This window comes from Cellulomonas sp. HD19AZ1 (assembly GCF_004535805.1).
Classification (GTDB): Bacteria; Actinomycetota; Actinomycetes; order Actinomycetales; family Cellulomonadaceae; genus Cellulomonas; species Cellulomonas iranensis.
On sequence record NZ_SPHX01000003.1, the window covers coordinates 32,647 to 50,667 of the forward strand.

16 protein-coding genes are annotated in these 18,021 nt (G+C 75.3%); 5 read left to right on the forward strand and 11 right to left on the reverse strand.

The features are described 5' to 3' along the window. Nucleotides 1-42: 42 nt before the first annotated feature. From E4A51_RS06420 to E4A51_RS06430, 3 genes are all read right to left on the reverse strand, one after another. Entirely contained in the window at nucleotides 43-870 is an 828-nt protein-coding gene (locus E4A51_RS06420) for a M15 family metallopeptidase (RefSeq protein ID WP_070319305.1), read from the reverse strand. Beyond that, on the reverse strand, nucleotides 867-2,351 hold the full coding sequence (locus tag E4A51_RS06425) for an RNB domain-containing ribonuclease (RefSeq protein ID WP_134851208.1): 1,485 nt from the start codon (nucleotides 2,349-2,351) through the stop codon (nucleotides 867-869). The genes E4A51_RS06420 and E4A51_RS06425 overlap by 4 nt, the downstream gene beginning before the upstream one ends. A gap of 85 nt (nucleotides 2,352-2,436) precedes the next feature. Continuing rightward, the gene (locus E4A51_RS06430; RefSeq protein WP_070319307.1) at nucleotides 2,437-3,177 is read right to left on the reverse strand and encodes an alpha/beta fold hydrolase; all 741 of its coding nucleotides are present in this window, start codon (nucleotides 3,175-3,177) and stop codon (nucleotides 2,437-2,439) included. 70 nt (nucleotides 3,178-3,247) lie between these two features. On the opposite strand from E4A51_RS06430, the gene E4A51_RS06435 reads away from it, so the two are divergent. Beyond that, a complete protein-coding gene (locus tag E4A51_RS06435) occupies nucleotides 3,248-3,976 on the forward strand; it encodes a YafY family protein (protein WP_134851209.1) in 729 nt (242 codons plus the stop codon). Between the two features lie 71 nt (nucleotides 3,977-4,047). Here the strand turns inward: E4A51_RS06435 and cobA are convergent, their stop codons facing one another. From cobA to E4A51_RS06465, 6 genes are all read right to left on the reverse strand, one after another. Beyond that, a complete protein-coding gene (cobA, locus tag E4A51_RS06440) occupies nucleotides 4,048-5,274 on the reverse strand; it encodes a uroporphyrinogen-III C-methyltransferase (protein WP_134851210.1) in 1,227 nt (408 codons plus the stop codon). Beyond that, nucleotides 5,271-5,615 (reverse strand): nitrite reductase small subunit NirD, encoded by a 345-nt coding sequence (gene nirD / locus E4A51_RS06445; protein WP_070319310.1) that lies wholly within the window; start codon nucleotides 5,613-5,615, stop codon nucleotides 5,271-5,273. Before nirD ends, cobA begins: the two co-directional genes overlap by 4 nt. Continuing rightward, nucleotides 5,612-8,194: a nitrite reductase large subunit NirB gene (nirB, locus tag E4A51_RS06450; RefSeq protein WP_134851211.1), complete on the reverse strand. Its 2,583-nt coding sequence runs from the start codon at nucleotides 8,192-8,194 to the stop codon at nucleotides 5,612-5,614. The genes nirD and nirB overlap by 4 nt, the downstream gene beginning before the upstream one ends. Before the next feature lie 121 nt (nucleotides 8,195-8,315). Beyond that, nucleotides 8,316-9,653: an ABC transporter substrate-binding protein gene (locus tag E4A51_RS06455; protein ID WP_070319312.1), complete on the reverse strand. Its 1,338-nt coding sequence runs from the start codon at nucleotides 9,651-9,653 to the stop codon at nucleotides 8,316-8,318. Nucleotides 9,654-9,700: 47 nt separating this feature from the next. Next, the gene (locus E4A51_RS06460) at nucleotides 9,701-10,612 is read right to left on the reverse strand and encodes a carbohydrate ABC transporter permease (protein WP_206119967.1); all 912 of its coding nucleotides are present in this window, start codon (nucleotides 10,610-10,612) and stop codon (nucleotides 9,701-9,703) included. Continuing rightward, on the reverse strand, nucleotides 10,609-11,556 hold the full coding sequence (locus tag E4A51_RS06465) for a carbohydrate ABC transporter permease (protein ID WP_206119970.1): 948 nt from the start codon (nucleotides 11,554-11,556) through the stop codon (nucleotides 10,609-10,611). The genes E4A51_RS06460 and E4A51_RS06465 overlap by 4 nt, the downstream gene beginning before the upstream one ends. Before the next feature lie 271 nt (nucleotides 11,557-11,827). Between E4A51_RS06465 and E4A51_RS06470 the strand changes: the two genes are divergently transcribed. From E4A51_RS06470 to E4A51_RS06485, 4 genes are all read left to right on the forward strand, one after another. Then, nucleotides 11,828-12,895: a LacI family DNA-binding transcriptional regulator gene (locus E4A51_RS06470; protein WP_046530779.1), complete on the forward strand. Its 1,068-nt coding sequence runs from the start codon at nucleotides 11,828-11,830 to the stop codon at nucleotides 12,893-12,895. A 235-nt stretch (nucleotides 12,896-13,130) separates the two neighbouring features. Continuing rightward, nucleotides 13,131-13,958 (forward strand): alpha/beta hydrolase, encoded by an 828-nt coding sequence (locus E4A51_RS06475; protein WP_070319314.1) that lies wholly within the window; start codon nucleotides 13,131-13,133, stop codon nucleotides 13,956-13,958. Nucleotides 13,959-14,145: 187 nt separating this feature from the next. Next, a complete protein-coding gene (locus tag E4A51_RS06480; protein WP_134851212.1) occupies nucleotides 14,146-14,757 on the forward strand; it encodes an NADPH-dependent FMN reductase in 612 nt (203 codons plus the stop codon). Further along, nucleotides 14,754-15,293 (forward strand): flavin reductase family protein, encoded by a 540-nt coding sequence (locus tag E4A51_RS06485; protein WP_134851213.1) that lies wholly within the window; start codon nucleotides 14,754-14,756, stop codon nucleotides 15,291-15,293. Before E4A51_RS06480 ends, E4A51_RS06485 begins: the two co-directional genes overlap by 4 nt. A gap of 335 nt (nucleotides 15,294-15,628) precedes the next feature. Here the strand turns inward: E4A51_RS06485 and E4A51_RS06490 are convergent, their stop codons facing one another. Continuing rightward, nucleotides 15,629-16,804, reverse strand: coding sequence for an LLM class flavin-dependent oxidoreductase (locus E4A51_RS06490; RefSeq protein ID WP_134851214.1), 1,176 nt, complete (start codon nucleotides 16,802-16,804; stop codon nucleotides 15,629-15,631). Nucleotides 16,805-16,871: 67 nt separating this feature from the next. Next, a complete protein-coding gene (locus E4A51_RS06495) occupies nucleotides 16,872-17,984 on the reverse strand; it encodes an LLM class flavin-dependent oxidoreductase (protein WP_134851215.1) in 1,113 nt (370 codons plus the stop codon). Nucleotides 17,985-18,021 lie beyond the last annotated feature (37 nt).

Consider the following 18,021-nt stretch of genomic DNA (forward strand, 5'->3'; position numbering starts at 1 on the left):
CCGGCACGCGGATTTCCGCGGGTCCGCGGCCCGCGTCGCGGGTCAGCCGCCGGCGTAGACCGGCCCGCCGGGCACCCCGAACGCCTCCTCGAGGGAGCCGACGCCCGCGCCGTGCAGGTACGCGGCCAGGTCGCGGCCGACCCACCGCAGGTGCCAGCCCTCGGGCGCGTAGCCCGTGACCTCGGTGTTCGCCTCGGTGTAGCGCACGACGAACCCGAACTCCCAGGCGTGCTCGGCGAGCCACGCGCCCTCGGCGGTCTGTGCGAAGCAGGACTGCAGGTCGCAGCCCGGCTGCGTGCCCGAGCCGAGGTCGACCGCGAGCCCGGTCTGGTGCTCGGAGAACCCCGGCCGGGCCGAGTACCGCTCGGCGTGCTCGAACCCGCGACGGGCCTCGATGGCCGCACGGGTCGCCGCCTGGTCCCGGTACGACCGGTACCCCGAGAGGACCCCGAGGCGCGCGCCGGCGGGTGCGGCGGCCTCGACCATCGCCGCGAGGTCGGGCGCGACGTCGGCGCGCAGCTGCACGCCGGGCGCGACGTCGACCAGGTCGGGCGGCACGTGCTCGGCGGGGACCGGGTGCTGCTTGTTGACGACGACCCAGGGGCTGGTCGGGTCGGTCGTGGAGTGGCGCGTGAGGTCGAACGCCGGTGCGGACGGCTCGGGCGCAGGGGCGGGCGCCTCGGGCGTCGGGTCGGCCGGCGTCGGGGCCGTCGTGGGCGCGGTGAGCACGCCCTCCCAGGACACGGTCGCGACGGCGGGCGGCGGCTCGGGGTCCGCACCCCACAGCCCCGCGGCCGCACCGACCCCCGCGACGAGCGCCGCGACGCCGAGCGGCACGCCCACGGCCCGCAGGACGGTCCGGCGCGTCACGGCGTCACGAACCGCACGCGCCGCTGCGGCACCGAGACCTCGTCGAGCCGCGCGTCGAGCGCGCCGCCCAGCGGGAGCGGACCGTCGTGCGAGGTCACGCGCGCGACGACCGCGGGCTCGCGCAGCTGCAGCGCACCGCGTGCGCGGCCCTCGCGGGGCTCGTCCGCGTCGACGACGACGCCGGAGAACGTCGCGCCGACGTGCGGCGCGAGCACGACCGCCTCGACGAGGTCGAGCACGCCGCGGTCGAAGGCGCCCAGGCGGCGGCCGGTCGCGGACATCGTGGCCGGCAGGCCCGGGAGCGCGGCGGCGGCCCAGTCGGGGACGTCGCGGCCCGCGACCGCCGCGAGGCAGACCTCGGTGCCGTAGCGGTCGACCAGCCGCCGCAGCGGGGCGGTGACGTGCGCGTAGGACGCGCGGATCGCGGCGTGCTCGGCCGCGTCGCCCGTGGGCGCGGCCACGTCGCCGCCGAACGCCGTGTACCCGGCGCCGCGGAACAGGGTCGTGGCCTCGTTGAGGAACGCGGCGTGCGGGCCGCGCCGCGAGTCGAGGGTCGGCAGCAGCTCGGCGTAGGGCACGGACTCGGGCCAGTCGATGCCGAGCGCGGCGGCGGTACGGCGCAGCCGGGCGACGTCGCGCGGGTCGGCCGGCGGCAGGGTGCGCAGCACGCCGACGCCCGTGTCGAGCATGATCCGCGCGGCGACGACGCCCGTGAGCAGCGAGACCTGCGCGTTCCAGCCCTCGACGGGCAGGGTCGCGCGGAACCGCAGGCCGTACGTGCCGTCGTCGGCGCGCACGACCTCCTGCTCGGGCACGTCGAGGGACGCGCCGCCCCGCGCGCGCTCGCGCTCCTCGCGCAGCCGGCCGACCGCGGCGACGCCCTGCAGCACGTCGTCGGCGGTGCCCGCGTCGAGGTCGCGCTGCACATGGTCGTACGCGAGCTGGGCGCGGCTGCGCACGAGCGCGCGCTCGATGTGCACGTCGGTGGGCTCGCCGTCGGCGTCGAGGTCGACGCGCCACAGCACGGCCGGGCGGTCCTGGTCGGCGAGCAGGCTCGCGGCACCCTCCGACAGCACGGCCGGGTGCAGCGGCACGCGCCCGTCGGGGCTGTAGCAGGTCAGGCCGCGGCGGTGCGTCTCGGCGTCGAGCGGCCCGCCGGGCACGACGAACGCCGCGACGTCCGCGATCGCGTAGTGCACGCGCCAGCCCGCGCCGTGGCGCGCGACGTGCACGGCCTGGTCGAGGTCGGTCGAGCCCGCGGGGTCGATCGTGACGAGCGGCAGGTCGGTGCGGTCGGCGCGGTCCCCGGGCGCGTGGCCGCCGGCCGGCAGCGCACGCGCGGCGTCCGCCGCCTCGGCGAGCGCGGCCGGCGGGTAGGTCACGGGCAGCTCGACCTCGGCGCGCAGGGCCGCGAGCCCGGCAGCGACGGTGGTCGTGTCGTCGACGACGGGGGCGGGCAGACGGACGGGACGGCCGGGCACGGGGACGACTGTAGGCGCCCCCGGCGGCCGCCCGCCCGGCGGGAGCGGGGCGCGCGACGGCCCCGCCCCCGCCGGGGCGCGAGCCTCAGCCGGCCGCCCGGCGGGCGACCGCGGCGACGACGTCGGCGAGGTCCGCCGGGCGGCTCCACATGGGCCAGTGCCCCGTGGGAAGGTCGACGACGTCGACGTGCCGCAGCCCGGCGACCTCGGCGAACATCGGGTGCCCGGCGTCCGCGAGCTCGCGGACCTGGGCGCCGGTGATCGAGCAGCACACGAGGGTCGTGGGCACGTCGAGGCGGCGCGGGTCGGTCAGCTCGACGGCCTGCGTCAGGACGGGCCCGGGCTCGGGGACGGCGCGGTCGCGGAACCGCGCGAGGGCGTCGGCGTCCAGCCCGTCGAGGCTGGCCTGCGCGCCGAGCGCGTCGAGGTCGGGCAGCGGGAGCTCGACGAGGTCGGCGGGGGCGCCGGGCGCGAAGACCGCGCCGGGCGCCGCCGGTCCGCTGTCGACCCACACGACGTGCGTCACGAGGTCGGGGTGACGGTCGAGCAGCACGCTGACGGGCGCGTTGGCGCCGCTGTGCGCGACGAGCACGACGGGGTGCCCCGCCCCGGCGGCGGCGCGCACGGCGTCCTCGACGGCGGCGGTCTGGTCGTCGAGCGTGCGGGTCGCGCGGTCGGGGTCGTGCGGGTCGAGGCCGGGCAGCGTGAGGGCGGCGGTCGCGAGACCGGCGGCGTGCAGGTGGGTGACGACGTCGTCCCAGGCCCACGCGCCCAGCCAGTGGCCGGGGACGAGGACGACGGTCGGGGTGGTGTCGGGGGTGCTCATGCCTCGATCGTCGACCGGGGCCCGGACACCGTGGTGTCACCGTTTCCGGCACGATCTGTACCGTGGCCGGGTGAAGCGAGCCGAGCGCCTGCACGCGCTGTCCGAGATGCTGCGGCGCAGCGGTGCGCGCGGCTGCACCGCCGAGCGCCTGGCGGACGAGTTCGGGGTGTCGGTGCGCACCGTCAAGCGCGACGTCGCGGCGCTCGAGCGCAGCGGTGCACCCGTGTGGTCGCGGCCGGGTCCTGGCGGCGGCTACGGGCTCGCTGCCCGCGCGTCGCTGCCGCCCGTCAACCTCAGCCCGGCGCAGGCGGTCGCGCTGCTCGCGGCGGTCTCGGCCGCCCCGGACGCGCCGTACGCCGACCTGGCCGGCGCGGCCGTGCAGAAGGTGCTCGACGTGCTCGACCCGCGCACGCGCGACCGCGCGATGCAGCTCGCCGAGCGCGTGTGGGTCGACGCCCCGCCGGTGCCGAGCCGCGCGGTCCGGTCGGCGCTCGAGCAGGCGATGGCCGACCAGCGCGTCGTGCGCATCGGCTACGCCGCGGGCGACGGCACGGTGTCCACGCGCGACGTCGAGCCCGTGCTGTTCGCGGCCGCGAACGGCTGGTGGTACCTCATCGGCTGGTGCCGCCTGCGCGACGCGATGCGCTGGTTCCGCCTGGACCGCGTGCACCGCGCGACCGTCACGACCGCCGCGTGCAGCGGGCACACCATCGCCGAGGTCGGGGCACCGCCGCCGCACGCGCGGCCCGTGCACGGGCGGGCGCCGTCGCCGGGGCGCGGCGGCTCGTCGCCCGGGTGAGGACGAGCCCTCCTGCCGGGCACGTCGAGCCGCCGCGGGATCGGCACGGCGAGCGGGTCCCGCGCCCGGGGTCAGGCGGGCCGACGCTCCAGCAGCCCCGCGGCCGTCACGTCCCCCACCACCACGACGCTCGGCGACCCGAGCCCCTCGTCGGCGGCCCGCTGCGCGAGTGCGGCGAGCGGTGCGCGCACGACGCGCTGCCCGGGCAGGGTCGCGCGGGACACGACGGCGGCGGGCTGCGCGGGGTCGACGCCCGCCGCGAGGGCCTGCGCCGTGAGGCGGGGCAGGCCGGCCAGACCCATGAGGACGACGACCGTGACGTCGGGCGCGCGCAGCGCGGCGAGGTCGACGTCGGTGAGCGCGCCGTGGCCGTTGACGACGTGCAGGCGCGCGCTCGTGCCGCGGTGCGTCACGGGGATGCCGGCGGCCTCGGCGGCGGCGACCGCGGACGTCACGCCGGGCACGACGCGCACGGGGACGCCCGCTGCGCGGCACGCCGCGACCTCCTCGCCGCCGCGTCCGAACAGGAACGGGTCGCCACCCTTGAGCCGCACCACGCGGTGCCCGGCGAGCGCGTGCTCGACCAGCAGCGCGTCGATCTGCTCCTGCGGCACGGTGTGCCGCCCGGGGGCCTTGCCGACGTGCACGACCGTGACGTCGTCGGCGAGCTCGTCGAGCACCGACGTCGGGCCGAGCCGGTCGGTGACGACCACGTCGGCCTGCGCGAGCAGCGCCCGCGCGCGGACCGTCATGAGCGCGGGGTCGCCGGGACCGCCGCCGACCAGCGCGACCTCGCCGGCGCGCAGCACGTCGTCGCCGCCGCTGCCGGGGCGCACCTCCCCCACGACGACGCCGCCCGCGGCGACGTGCGCGACGAGGCGGTCGCGCACCGCGACCGCGCGCCCGGGGTCGGGCGGACCGTCGGTGAGGACCCCCACGTGCAGGCCGGAGACGCGCGCCGCGGCGACCGTGCGGGCCGTGCCGCGCGCCGCGTCGGACGCGACGACGCAGAACACGCGCCGCTCGTGCGCCCACGCCGCGAGCACCGCGTCGACGTCGGCCACGCCCGTGCACGCGTGCACGAACCACACGTCGTCGACGTCCGCGGCGCGCACCGCGCGGCGGTGCACCTCGACGGCGTCGCCGAGGTCGTCGACGCCCGCGCCCACGTCGGGGGCCACGAGCCGCACGTGCGCGCCCTCGGCGACGGCCGCGCGGGCGCGTCGCACGCCGACGGGCCCGGCCCCCGCGACGAGCACCGTGCGGCCCGTCAGGTCGAGCCCCGCGAGCAGGGTCACGGCAGGACCCGGACGTCCTCGCCGTCGACGACCACGCGGTAGACCCGCAGGTCGACGGGGTCCTTGCCGACCGGGTCGAGGCACGCGCCCGTGCGCAGGTCCCACACCTGCTTGAGCAGGGGCGACGTGATGGTCGGGGCACCGGCGACGTCGCCGACGATGCCGCGGCTCAGCACGTTGGCGCCCGTGTACGGGTCGCGCTGCTGGACGGCCAGCACCTCGTCGGACGCGAGCCGGAACAGCGCGACCCGGTCCTCGCCCACCAGGGCGCCGGTGCCGCACTCGGGCAGCAGGTCGTCGACCGCGCACACGCGGACGCCCTCGGCGGGGACCGTGCTCATCGCTCCTCCTGGGTGCCGGCGGCACGCGCGGACAGCAGGTCGGGGTAGCCCTGCTCGTCGGGTCGGGCCGGGCGCGCCTGCCCGCGCACGGGCACGTACGACAGGTCGGTGTCGGTCGCGTCGGGCGCGTTGACGTACGGCGTGAAGCGCCGCAGCATCTCGGGGTCCTCGAGGGTCGCGCGCCACTCGTCGACGTACGCGCCGACGTGCCGCGCGACCTCGGCCTCGAGCTCGGCGCCGATGCCGTCGGCGTCGTCCACCAGGACGCGGCGCAGCGCGTCGATGCCGCCCGGGTAGGACGCGACCCACGGCGCGGTGCGCTGCAGACGGTCGGCGCTGCGCACGTACAGCGCGAGGAACCGGTCGATGACCTGGATCAGACGGTCGTCGTCGAGGTCCTCCGCGAGCAGGTCGGCGTGCCGGGGCGTGAAGCCGCCGTTGCCGCCGACGTACACGTTCCAGCCCTTCTCGGTCGCGATCACGCCCACGTCCTTGCCGCGCGCCTCGGCGCACTCGCGCGCGCAGCCCGAGACGCCGACCTTGAACTTGTGCGGCGCGCGCAGGCCGCGGTACCGCAGCTCGAGGCGCACGGCCATGCTCGACGAGTCCTGCACGCCGAACCGGCACCACGTCGACCCGACGCACGTCTTCACGGCGCGCAGCGACTTGCCGTACGCCTGCCCGGACTCGAAGCCCGCGTCGACCAGGCGCCGCCAGATCTCCGGGAGCTGGTCCTGCCGCGCACCGAACATGCCGAGCCGCTGCGCGCCCGTGACGCGCGTGAACAGCCCGAAGTCGTGCGCGATCTGCGCGAACGCGAGCAGCTTCTCGGGCGTGACCTCGCCGCCGGGCATGCGCGGGACCACCGAGTAGGTGCCGTCCTTCTGCATGTTGCCCAGCAGGCGGTCGTTGGTGTCCTGCAGCGTCACCTGGTCGGGCTGCAGCACGTGCCCGATGCCCAGCGAGGACAGGATCGACGCGACGACCGGCTTGCAGACCGCGCAGCCGCGGCCCTGCCCGTGCCGCGCGACGATCTCGGAGAACGTCCGCAGCCCCTCGGCCCGCACGAGCGCGTACAGCTCGGCGCGCGGCATGCCGAAGTGCTCGCACATCGCGCTCGAGACCGTGAACCCGGCCTTCTCGAGCGTGCCGTTGACGACCTTGGTGAGCAGCGGCACGCACGACCCGCAGACCGTGCCCGCGCGCGTGCAGGTCTTGACCTCGCCGACGCTGCGGCAGCCGTGCTCGGTGACGGCGGCGCGCACGGTGCCGACCGACACGTGGGAGCACGAGCACAGCACGACGTCGTCGGGCAGGTCGGTCTGCACGGGCGCGGCACCGCCGGCCGGCGCGAGGAACGCCGACGGGTCGGCGCCCAGCGGCCGGCCCAGCAGCGGGCGCAACTGCGAGTACAGCTCGATGTCGCCGACGAACACGCCGCCGAGCAGCACGCGCGCGTCGTCGGACACCACGAGCTTGCGGTAGGTGCGCGCGACCGGGTCGGCGAACGTCACCTCGAGCGCGCCGGGCGTCAGGCCGAGGACGTCGCCGAACGCCGCGGCGTCGACCCCGACGCCCTTGAGCTTGGTGCCGTCCGCGGCCTTGGCGTAGACCGCGTCGCCGCCGAACAGCCGGTCGACGACGACGTCGGCCATCGCGTTGCCGGGGGCCACCAGGCCGGCGCACTCGCCGTCGTGGCTCGCGACCTCGCCGATCGCCCAGACCGCCGGGTCCTCGGTGCGGCACGTGGGGCCGACCACGACGCCGCCGCGCTCGGCGACGGGCAGACCGCCCTCGCGCGCGAGGCGGTCGCGCGGGCGGATGCCCGTGGAGTAGACGACGACGTCGGCCGGCAGCACCTCGCCGTCGGACAGCTCGAGGCCCGCGACCGTGCCCTCGTCGCCCGCGAGCACGCGGCTCGCCGCGGTCGACGTGCGGATCTCCATGCCGAGCTCGGTGACCAGGACGCGCAGCGCCTCGCCGCCGCCCGCGTCGAGCTGCACGGCCATGAGCCGGTCGGCGAACTCGACGACGGTGGGCGCGACGCCGAGCGTGCCGAGCGCGGCCGCGGCCTCCAGGCCCAGCACGCCGCCGCCGACGACGACGCCCCGCAGCGGGCGCCCGAGCGCGGCGGCCCGGCCCTCGACCCACGTGCGCAGGTCGACCATGTCGGCGAGCGTGCGGTAGCGCAGCACGCCGGGCAGGTCGGTGCCCTCGGCGCGTGGCACCCACGCCCACGAGCCCGTGGCCAGCACGAGCTGGTCGTACGGCTCGACGCGGCCCGACGCGGTGGTGACGGTCTGCGCGGCGCGGTCCAGCGCGACGACGCGGTCGCCCGTGACGAGCGTCGCGCGCGGGTCGTCCCACACGCTCGTGTCGAGCACGAGGTCCTCGGGGGTCCGACCGGCGAACACCTCGGACAGGTGCACGCGGTCGTAGGGGGCGTGCGGCTCGTCGCCGATCACCGTGAGGGTCCAGTCGCCGTCGCGGCGGCAGAGCTGCTCCGCGAACCGGTGCGCGACCATGCCCGCACCGACGACGACCACGCGGCCGGGGGCTGCCGCCAGGTCTGCTGTCATGCCCCGAGTTTTCAACGGTCCGGCCGTGGGTAAGTGGGCCGAACGGCCCACCGTACGGGCCGGGGGCGCGGGTGGGCCGCGGGCCCGGGCGCCGGGGGTACCGACGCCCGGGCACCCGCGACTACTGGCCGAGCTGGTTCTGCAGGTCCTTCTGCGCCTGGTCGAGGGCCTGCTGCGGCGCGACGCCGTTCTCGTAGACCTCGGTCAGGGTGGTGGTCGTGAAGAGGTTGTTCAGCGTCGGCAGGTTCGGGTTGGCGAAGCCGTCGAAGTGGCCGATGCCGTCCTTGACCTCGTTGAGCACGTCGAACAGGTTCGTGCGGAAGTACTTGTTGAACTTGTTCTCCGGGTCCTTCGTGACCGCCTCGTCCTCCCACACCGACATGTTGACGGGGTCGAAGCCGAGGACCTCCCACACGGCGACGTTCGCCTCGGGCGACAGCTTGGCGAACGCGAGCCACTCCGCCGCGAAGTCCTTCTTCGGCGACGACTCGATGACGGCCGTCCCGGTGCCGCCGCCACCGATCGTGGCGACCTCGCCGCCCTCGACGACGGGCGCCGGGGCGATCGCGACGTCACCGGCGAGGTCGGGCATGTAGTCGACGAAGCGCGACGTGTACCAGGCGGGGTACACGACGGCGGCGTAGTCGCCGCTGTTGATGACGCCGAACGCCTGCTCGTCGTCGGGGCTGCCGCCGGGGATGGTGGAGATGGCGCCCGCGTCGAGCATGGCCTTCTGCATCTCGAACGCCTTGACGACGTCGGGGTTGGCGACGTCGACGTCGCCGTCCTCGTCGAAGAAGTTGCCCCCGAGCTGCGCGACGATGAGCGGCTCGACGAAGTTGACGGACGTGCTGGCGACGCCGAACGCCTTGCCGGTCGCCTGGTGGTACGTCGCGCCGGCCTCCGAGAAGTCGTCCCAGGTCTCGATGGTCGTGTAGTCGATCCCGGCCTCCTCGAGCAGGGCGGCGTTGTAGAAGGTCACGAACGCCCCGACGTGCATGGGGAAGCCGAGGATCTTGTCCGCGCGGGTGTAGAGGTCGAGCCGCGCCTGGACGATGTCGTCCTGGTAGGGCTTGGCGGCCTCGGACAGGTCCATGAGCGGGGTGCGGCCGTCCGCGGACACGAAGTTGCCGAACTTGTTGACCTCGATGTCGACGACGTCCGGCAGTCCGGAGCCCGAGTTGACCGCGAGCTGCAGCTTGTTGTGCATGTCCTGGTACGGGTAGACGGTCACGTCGAGGTCGACGGGACGGTCGGGGTTCTGCTCGTTCCACTCCTCGGCCATCTGCTCGTAGTAGTCCGCGTGGAGCTCGGCGAACACCCACATGTCGAGCGCGGTGGCCTCGCCGTCGGCCGGGGCCGCCGCGGGCTCGTCCGAGCCGCCGCTGCACGCCGAGAGCATGAGCGCGCCTGCCAGGCCGGCCGCGACGAGCGCCGGGTACCTGCGTGGTCCTGCCATGGTGGTGACTCCGTTTCGTTGTGTGGTGCGGGTGGCGGGGTGGACGATCAGCCCTTGAGCGCCCCCGCCGTCATCCCGGCGACGAAGAATCGCTGGAAGCAGAGGAAGAGCACGAGGACGGGCAGCAGGGAGAAGAAGGACCCGATGATCAGCAGGTCGTAGTTGTTCCCGTACGGCGTGAGCAGGGTGTTCAGACCGATGGGCAGCGTGAACTTCTCCGCGGAGCGCAGCACCAGCAGGGGCCACAGGAAGTTGTTCCACGTGACCATGCCGTTGAGGATCCCCATGGCGGCCAGCGCCGGCCGCGAGATGGGCAGGACGACCTTGAAGAAGATGCCGAACTCGGTGACGCCGTCGACGCGGCCCGCCTCGAGCAGCTCCTTGGGGATCCCCGTGAAGTACTGCCGGAAGAAGAAGATCGTCACGGACGCCGCGAGGAACGGGAGGACGATGACGGCGTACGAGTCCGCGAGCCCGAGGTCGTTCACCATGACGTACAGCGGCAGCATCATGATCTCGAACGGCACGGTCATCAGGAGCAGCACCGCGATGAACGCCGCGGTCTTGCCCTTGAAGTCGTACATCGCGAATCCGTAGGCGACGAACGAGCTGACGAGCAGCGTGCCGGCCACCTGGACGACCGTGAGTCCCACCGAGTTGGCGAACCACCGGAAGTACAGGCCGGAGTCGGTGAGGAGCATGACGTAGTTGTCGAGCCGGAGCGACGAGACGTCGACGTCGAGCCGCAGGCCGCTGCGCATGATCTCGCCGCCGTCCTGGAACGTGCCGACGAAGATCACCGCGAGGGGCACCAGGACGATGAGCCCGATGACGGCGAGGAAGACGCTCTGGATCGTCACGAACATCGCGCGCGGCAGCGGGTACCGGCGACGACCGGGGTCGCTCGTGGCGCGCTCCCCCGAAGGGGTCGGCACGGTCGTGGTGGTCGGCGCGCTCATCGGGACTCCTTCTTGAACGTGCCGGTGAGGGTGAGGTAGGTGAGGTTGATCGCCATGATCACGACGAGCAGGACCACCCCCACGGCGGACGCGTAGCCGAGGTCGTTCTCCTCGATGCCGCGGCGGTACAGGTAGCCGACGACCGTCAGGCCCTGGTTGTTCGGGGAGCTGTTGCCGGCGTAGAGCATGAAGCTCTCGAGGAACATCGCCAGGCCGCCGTAGATGCTGATGGTCGTGACGTAGACCATGGTCGGCTTGATGTTCGGCAGGGTGATGGAGAAGAACTGCCGGAGCTTGCCGGCACCGTCGATCGACGCCGCCTCGTAGTACTCGTCGGGGATCGACTGCAGGCCGGACAGGAAGTACAGGATGTTGACGCCGGTGTAGCGCCAGGTCGCCAGCGCCAGCAGCGCGACGAGACCACCGACGTCGGTGCGCAGCCACCGCACGGGGTCCGCCCCGAACCACGCGATCACCTGGTTGACCAGGCCCGTGCTCGTCTCGGCGAACATGAGCCGGAAGATGATGCCGGCCACGACCACGGACGTCAGGGCCGGGACGAACATCGACGCCTTGAAGAGGTTCTTCAGGCGGGGCGACCCGAGCCGCGCGTTGATCACGACCGCGAGCAGCAGCGGGACGGGGATGAGGATGACGAGAGTGAGGACCATGTAGCGGGCGCTGTTGTACATCGCCTGCCAGAAGATCCGGTCCCGCCACAGCCGCTCGAAGTTGTCCGTGCCGACGAACGCGGCCTCGCCGAACATCACGTTCTGCGTGCTCATGACGAACGTGCGCACGAGCGGCACCGCCCAGAACGCGAGCAGCGTGACGACGAACGGCGCGATGAAGAAGTACGGGGCGAGGCGCTGCGAGTACAGCAGGTCCTTCCACCGGCCGGCGGCCGGTGCTCGGGACGCGAGGCGTCCTGGGGGCTGAGCCACTTCTTCTCCTCCTGCCTCCAAGGAGGCGCCCGGGTCGCTCGTCGTCGATGACGGGCCGAGCAGCGCCAGAGCACCGCCCCGAGAGGCGCGATGTGCCGTCGTCTCTGACGTTGAACACCGCTGACCTGGCCGTTTACGACGTCGTAATGGCTCGGCCACTATTGCTTCCCCGCGACGGACCTGTCAACCTCATGCCCATGACGAGAAGTCGGGCGCTCCGCCGGGCGCACCTCCCGGCACACCGGACGGCGGCTCCGGCGTGAAGGTGACGATGCACGACGTCGCCCAGCTGGCGGGTGTCTCCAACAAGACGGTCTCCAACGTCGTCAACGACCACCCGCACGTGAGCCCCGAGACCCGGGCGCGCGTGCAGCGCGCCATCGACGAGCTCGGCTACCGGCCCAACCTCTCCGCGCGCGGGCTGCGGTCCGGGCGCACGGGCGTCATCGGGCTGGCCGTCCCCCAGCTGCGCCAGCCCTACTTCGCCGAGCTCGCCGACGCCGTGATCGCGGCAGCCGAGCGTCGCGGCCTCAGCGTGATCATCGGCCAGGCCGGCGCCGACCGCGCGCACGAGACGGCCGTCCTGGCCAACGGCCTGCGGCAGACCGACGGTCTGCTCTTCAGCCCCGAGCACCTCGGCACCGAGGACCGCGGCCTCCTCGACGACGTGACCTACCCGCTCGTCCTGCTCGGCGAGCGCATCTTCGGCGGGCCGAACGACCACGTCACCATGCACAACGTCGAGGGCGCGCGGGCCGCGGTCGAGCACCTGCTGTCGCTCGGCCGGCGGCGCATCGCCGTCGTCGGTGCGCACCCCGACCGCCGCACGGGGCAGATGCGCCCCTCCGACCTGCGCGTCCGCGGCTACCGCGAGGCGCTCACGGTCGCGGGCGTGCCGGAGGACCCGCGCCTCGAGGTCGTCGTCGCGCCGTGGCTGCCCGTCAACGGCGTCGAGGCCACGCGCGAGCTCATCGCGTCGGGCGTCGAGTTCGACGCGGTCCTCGCGCTCAACGACAGCCTCGCCATCGGTGTGCTGCGCGCCCTCGCGGAGGCCGGCCGCCGCGTGCCTGACGACGTCGCGGTCATCGGGTTCGACGCGATCGCGGACGGCCGCTTCACCACGCCCTCGCTGTCCACCGTCGACCCCGGCCGCGAGGAGATCGCCGAGACGGCCGTCGCGATGCTCGTCGAGCGGATCGAGGACGGCGACCGCGCGCTGCGCCCCCGGCGCTTCCACAAGGCCGCGTTCCGCATCGTGGCCCGGGAGTCCACGGGCGCGAGCACCGACGTCGTGGGTCCGTGGCTGCCGCACCCGCCCGCGACGGACGGGCGCGACTGAGCTTCGCTCAGGGGGCGAGGCAGGAGACGGCCCGGTCGACCGCGCCCAGGTCGACCCGGACGTCCGCACCGGGGTCGGTCGGCGCCTCGACCCGCTGCGGCCCCGAGGCCGACGCCGTCGGCGGGACGCGCGCGACGTCTCACGTCGCGAGAAACCAGACCAAATTCATCTCCTTTTATCTGGAGCATGCCTACGCTGCGAGGAACCCGCTCGACCGCCCCGACAGGAGCCCGCCGTGACGACCGCCGCACACCCGGCAGCGACGCTGCGCACCTCCGCCCTGCGCACCTGGACCGAGCCCGTCGGCGGGCCCGACGCACGCGGCACCGTCGTCGTGCTGGTCGGCCGCGGCGAGACCCCCGAGGTCTACGAGCGGTTCGGTCGCCGCCTCGCCGCCGACGCCTACCGCGTCGTCGCCGTCGGCGAGGCCGACCCCGCACCGCAGGCCGTCGCCGCGCTGCTCACCACGCTCCCCGCCCCGCACGTCCTCGTCGGCACGGACGCGGGCGCACTCGCCGCCGCCCGCCTCGCGCGCGTGCTCGACGTCGCCGGCGTCGTGCTCGCCGGCGTGCCGACCGCCGCGGGCGTCCGCTCGCTCACGTGGGACGCCGAGCTCGACGCACGGTCCGCGTGCCCCGCCCACCAGCGCGTGCTCGCGCAGGCCACGCGCACGAGCCTGTTCGCCGACGTCACCGCGATCGTCGCCGCCGACCTCACCGACCCGCGCGACGCACCGCTGCCGGTGCCCGTGCTCGCGCTGCACGGCGAGGACGACCGCATCAGCCCCGCCGAGCACGCGGTCGCCGCCTACCGCACGCTGGGCGCGCGCCACGTGCTGCTCGTCACCGACGGCCGGCACGACGTGCTCAACGACGCGGCCCACCGCACGGTCGCCGGCGCCGTCGTGCAGTTCCTCGAGCGCGTCCGGCTCGGCGGCGACCTGCCGACGCTCGTGCGCGACGTCGCCCAGGACGCCGCGCGCGACGACGCGACCCCCGACCCGCTGCACGGCACCGGCGCGCCCGCCGCCGCCCGCGCACGCGCCCCGCGGGCGGTCGCGTGACCGCCCACGGCGCCGCCGCGCGCCGATGTCGACGCGCCCGGCCCACCTCGCCCGGCCGCGTGCCCCGCAGCCCGCTCACGCAGCGGCGCCCGCACGCGGCGCCCCCTCCCGTCCGCTCCTCCCCGCGCCGTCGCGTCGTCACGCCGACGACGCCCGCACGCGGGCCCCCTGCTCCCGGAGACCCCTCATGACCCGACCCCACCCCGCCGTCGTCGCGCTCGTCGGCAACCCCCGCCCCGGCTCGCGCACGCTCGGCGCCGCGACCGCCCTCGCCCGCACGCTCGCCGGCCACCTCGGCGCGGGCGCCGACCCCGCCGTCGTCGACCTCGCCGCGCACGCGCCCGGGCTGCACGCGCAGCCCCGCCCGGCCGACGTCGACGCCGCGCTCGCGACCGCCGCCGGTGCCGACGTGCTCGTCGTCGCGACCCCCGTCTACAAGGCCTCGTTCACGGGGCTGCTCAAGTCGTTCCTCGACCTCTACGGGCCCGACGCGCTCGCCCGCGTCGTCGCCGTGCCGCTCGTCGTCTCGGCCACGCCCGCGCACACGCTCGTCGGCGAGGTGCACCTGCGGCCCGTGCTCGTCGAGCTCGGCGCGACCGTCCCGACACGCACGCTCAGCATCCTGGACGCCGACCTCGCGGACCTGGGCCCCGCGGTCGCACGGTGGTGGGAACGGGCCGAGCGGCCGCTGCGCCGGGCGCTCGGCGCACCCGGTGCGTCCGAGGCGCCGACGCCGGCCTCGCCGACCGCCTCGCAGGCCACCCGCCAGGCCACCCCCGCGCCGGCGGTCGTGCGATGAGCACCAGCACGCCGGACCTGCGCCACCTCGAGCGCGCGCTGGCCGACCACGACGAGCCCGCGCTCACGGCCGACGAGTACAAGCAGGTGTTCCGTCGGCACGCCGCGGGCGTCGCCGTCGTGACGCTCCGCGACGGCGACGCGCACGTCGGCTTCACCGCGACGTCCGTCATCTCGGTGTCGGCCGCTCCCCCGCTGCTCGCGTTCTCGCTCGCGTCCGGGTCGTCGTCCTGGCCCGCCCTGTCACGTGCGTCGACGGTCGCGGTGTCGTTCCTCGCCGAGGGCCAGGAGAACGTGTCGACGCGGTTCGCGACGTCGGGCGTCGACCGGTTCGCCGACGGCGGCTGGACCGCGCTGCCCACGGGCGAGGCCGTGGTCGACGGCGCGCTCGCGTGGGTGCGGGCGCGGGTGGTCCAGCGCACGCCCGTCGGCGACAGCTACCTGGTGTCGCTGCGCGCGCTCGCGCACGGCGTGACCGACGCGCAGCCCCTCGTCTACCGCGACCGCGCCTACCACCGCCTCGTCCCCCCGACCTGACCCACCCCACCGCCCCGCGAGAGGTCGATCCAGTCCCCACCCCACCCCGCGACAGGTCGATCCAGTCGCACCCCACCCCGCGAGAGGTCAATCCAGTCCCCACCCCACCCCGCGACAGGTCAATCCAGTCCCCACCCCACCCCGCGAGAGGTCGATCCAGTCCCGCCGGGACGAGACCGGATCGACCTCTCGCGCACGTCACGAGCGCCCGGTCGCGCACGTCACGAGCGCCCGGTCGCGCACGTCACGAGCACCCGGTCGCGCACGTCACGAGCACCCCCGGGCGCAGCGGAGCCCGCGGCCGCGGGCGGCCGGCACCGGCCCGACACGGGCGGTCAGCGCGCGATCGAGGCGAGCCCCCCGGCGCCGCCCACGGACCGGCGCTCGAAGCCCGCGTCGGCAGGCACCGGGCCCGCGCCGGCCGTGAAGCCCGCGGCACGGCCCGCGTCGTCCGGCCCCCACAGCCGCGTCGGGGCCGCGGCCCGGACCACCGGCACGACCTCCTCGACGAACCGACGCAGGACGTCCTCCTGGTGCGCGGGGTCGAGCAGGTGGTTCACCGACACCGACTGCAGGTCGTGCCCGAACGACGCGTGGAAGTCGAGGATCTTCGCCGCGACCCGCTCGGGCGTGCCGACGAGCGCCGGGCCGCGCTCGACCGCGTCCTCGACCGTCGCGAACGCCGGCGCCCTGCCGACCGCGTCGGGGCCGTACCCGCGGCGCGCGGCCGCCGCGACCTGCCCCTCGTAGATCGGGCGGTACTGCGCGACCGCCTCGGCGTCGGTGTCCGCGAGGTACAGCCCGCCCGACCCGGCGCCGACGAACGCGCGCGCCGGGTCGTGCCCGTGCGCGGCGTACCGCTCGCGGTACTGGTCGACGAGCACGCGGTACGCCTCGCGCGGCTGCAGCGCGTTGGCGCTGACGATCGGCTCGCCGTGCCGCGCGGCGAGCTCGACCGCGAACCGGGACGTCGCCGAGCCGTGCCAGACGCGGAACGGTCCCGCGAACGGCCGCGGGAGCGTCGTCGCGTGCTCCAGCGGCGCGCGGTGCCGCCCCGACCACGTGACGTCCTCCCGCGCGAGCAGCAGGCGCAGCAGGCCGTGGTTCTCCTCGAGGTACTCGTACTGCTTGTCGAGGTCGAGGCCCAGCAGCGGGTACTGCAGCACCTCGTTGCCCTTGCCGATGACGATCTCCAGCCGCCCGCGGCTCAGCTGGTCGACCGTCGCGAGGTCCTCCGCGGCGCGCACCGGGTCGAGCAGCGAGAGCACCGTGACGCCCGTCGACAGCAGGATCCGGGACGTGCGCGCGGCGATCGCGCCGAGGAGCACGGTCGGCGCCGACGACAGCACGTCGCCGGCGTGCCGCTCGCCGACCGCGAACGAGTCGAAGCCCAGCTCCTCGGCCAGCACGGCGTGCTCGACGACGCGCGCGAGCCGGTCGGCGGGCGGCACCGCGGCCCCCGTCACCGGGTGCGGCGGGTTGAACACGATGTCGAGGAGCTGGAAGCGCACGAGGGGTCCTTCGCGGTCGGCGGGCGGTGCGGGCGGCGGGGTCGGGCGGGCGGCGGCGGTGCGGGCGTCAGGCGACGCGGGCCGCGGCGGCGTCGCGCTCGGCGACCCCCTCCCGGACCAGCGGGATGACGTACCGGCCGAAGTCGACCGCGTCGTCCAGCAGGTCGTACCCCCGGGCGGAGATCACGCGGACACCCAGGTCGTAGTACGCGAGCAGGGCCTGCGCGACCTGCTCGGGCGTCCCGACGAGCGCGTTGGAGTTGCCGGCCCCGCCCGTCGCCCGGGCGGTCGCCGTCCACAGCACCTCGTCGTGCCGGTCCCCTTCGGCCGCGATCTGCAGCAGCCGCTGCGAGCCCGCGTTCTCGGGTGCGTCGATCGGGTGGCGGCGGCTGAGCGCGCCCCCGAGCGCGGCCTTGCGCGCCTCGATGCGGTCGAGCACGCGGTGCGCCTTCTCCCACGCGAGGGCCTCGGTCGGCGCGACGATCGGCCGGAACGCGGCGTGGATGCGCGGCGGCGTCGCACGCCCGGCCGCCGTGGCCTCGGCGTGCACGCGCTCGATCTGCTCGCGCGTGCGCGCCCGCGGCTCGCCCCACACGGCGAAGACGTCCGCCTCGGCGGCGCCGACCCGGTAGGCGGCGTCCGACGAGCCGCCGAACGAGATGGTCGGCGTGCGGCCGCCGAACGGCTTGACGTCGAGCACGAAGTCCTCGAGGTCGTAGTGCGTGCCGTGGTGGTCGAACGGGGTCTCGCTCGCCCACGCCTGCTTGACGACCCGGATGTACTCGCCCGTGCGGTCGTACCGCTCGTCCTTGGTGAGGGTGTCACCCTCGCGACGCTGCTCGTGGTCGTTGCCACCCGTGATGAAGTGCACGGAGAGCCGCCCGCCCGACACCTGGTCGAGCGTCGCGAACGTCTTGGCCGCGTACGTCGGCGCCGACACGTTGGGGCGGTGCGCGAGCAGCAGCTCGACGTCCGGCACGCGCGCCGCGACGTACGCCGCGAGCGCGGCCGGGTCGGCGCCGGACGAGCCGTAGGCGAACAGCACGCGCGTCCAGCCGTGGTCGGCGTGCGCGCGCACGAGGCGCTCGAGGTAGGCGAGGTCGAGCGGGCCGGACGTCGTGCGTGCGGACGTCTCGGACGCGTCGGACGGGGCGGCGATGCCGAGGAACTCGACGGGCACGGTGCTCTCCTGGGGTCGGGTCGGGTCGGGTCGAACT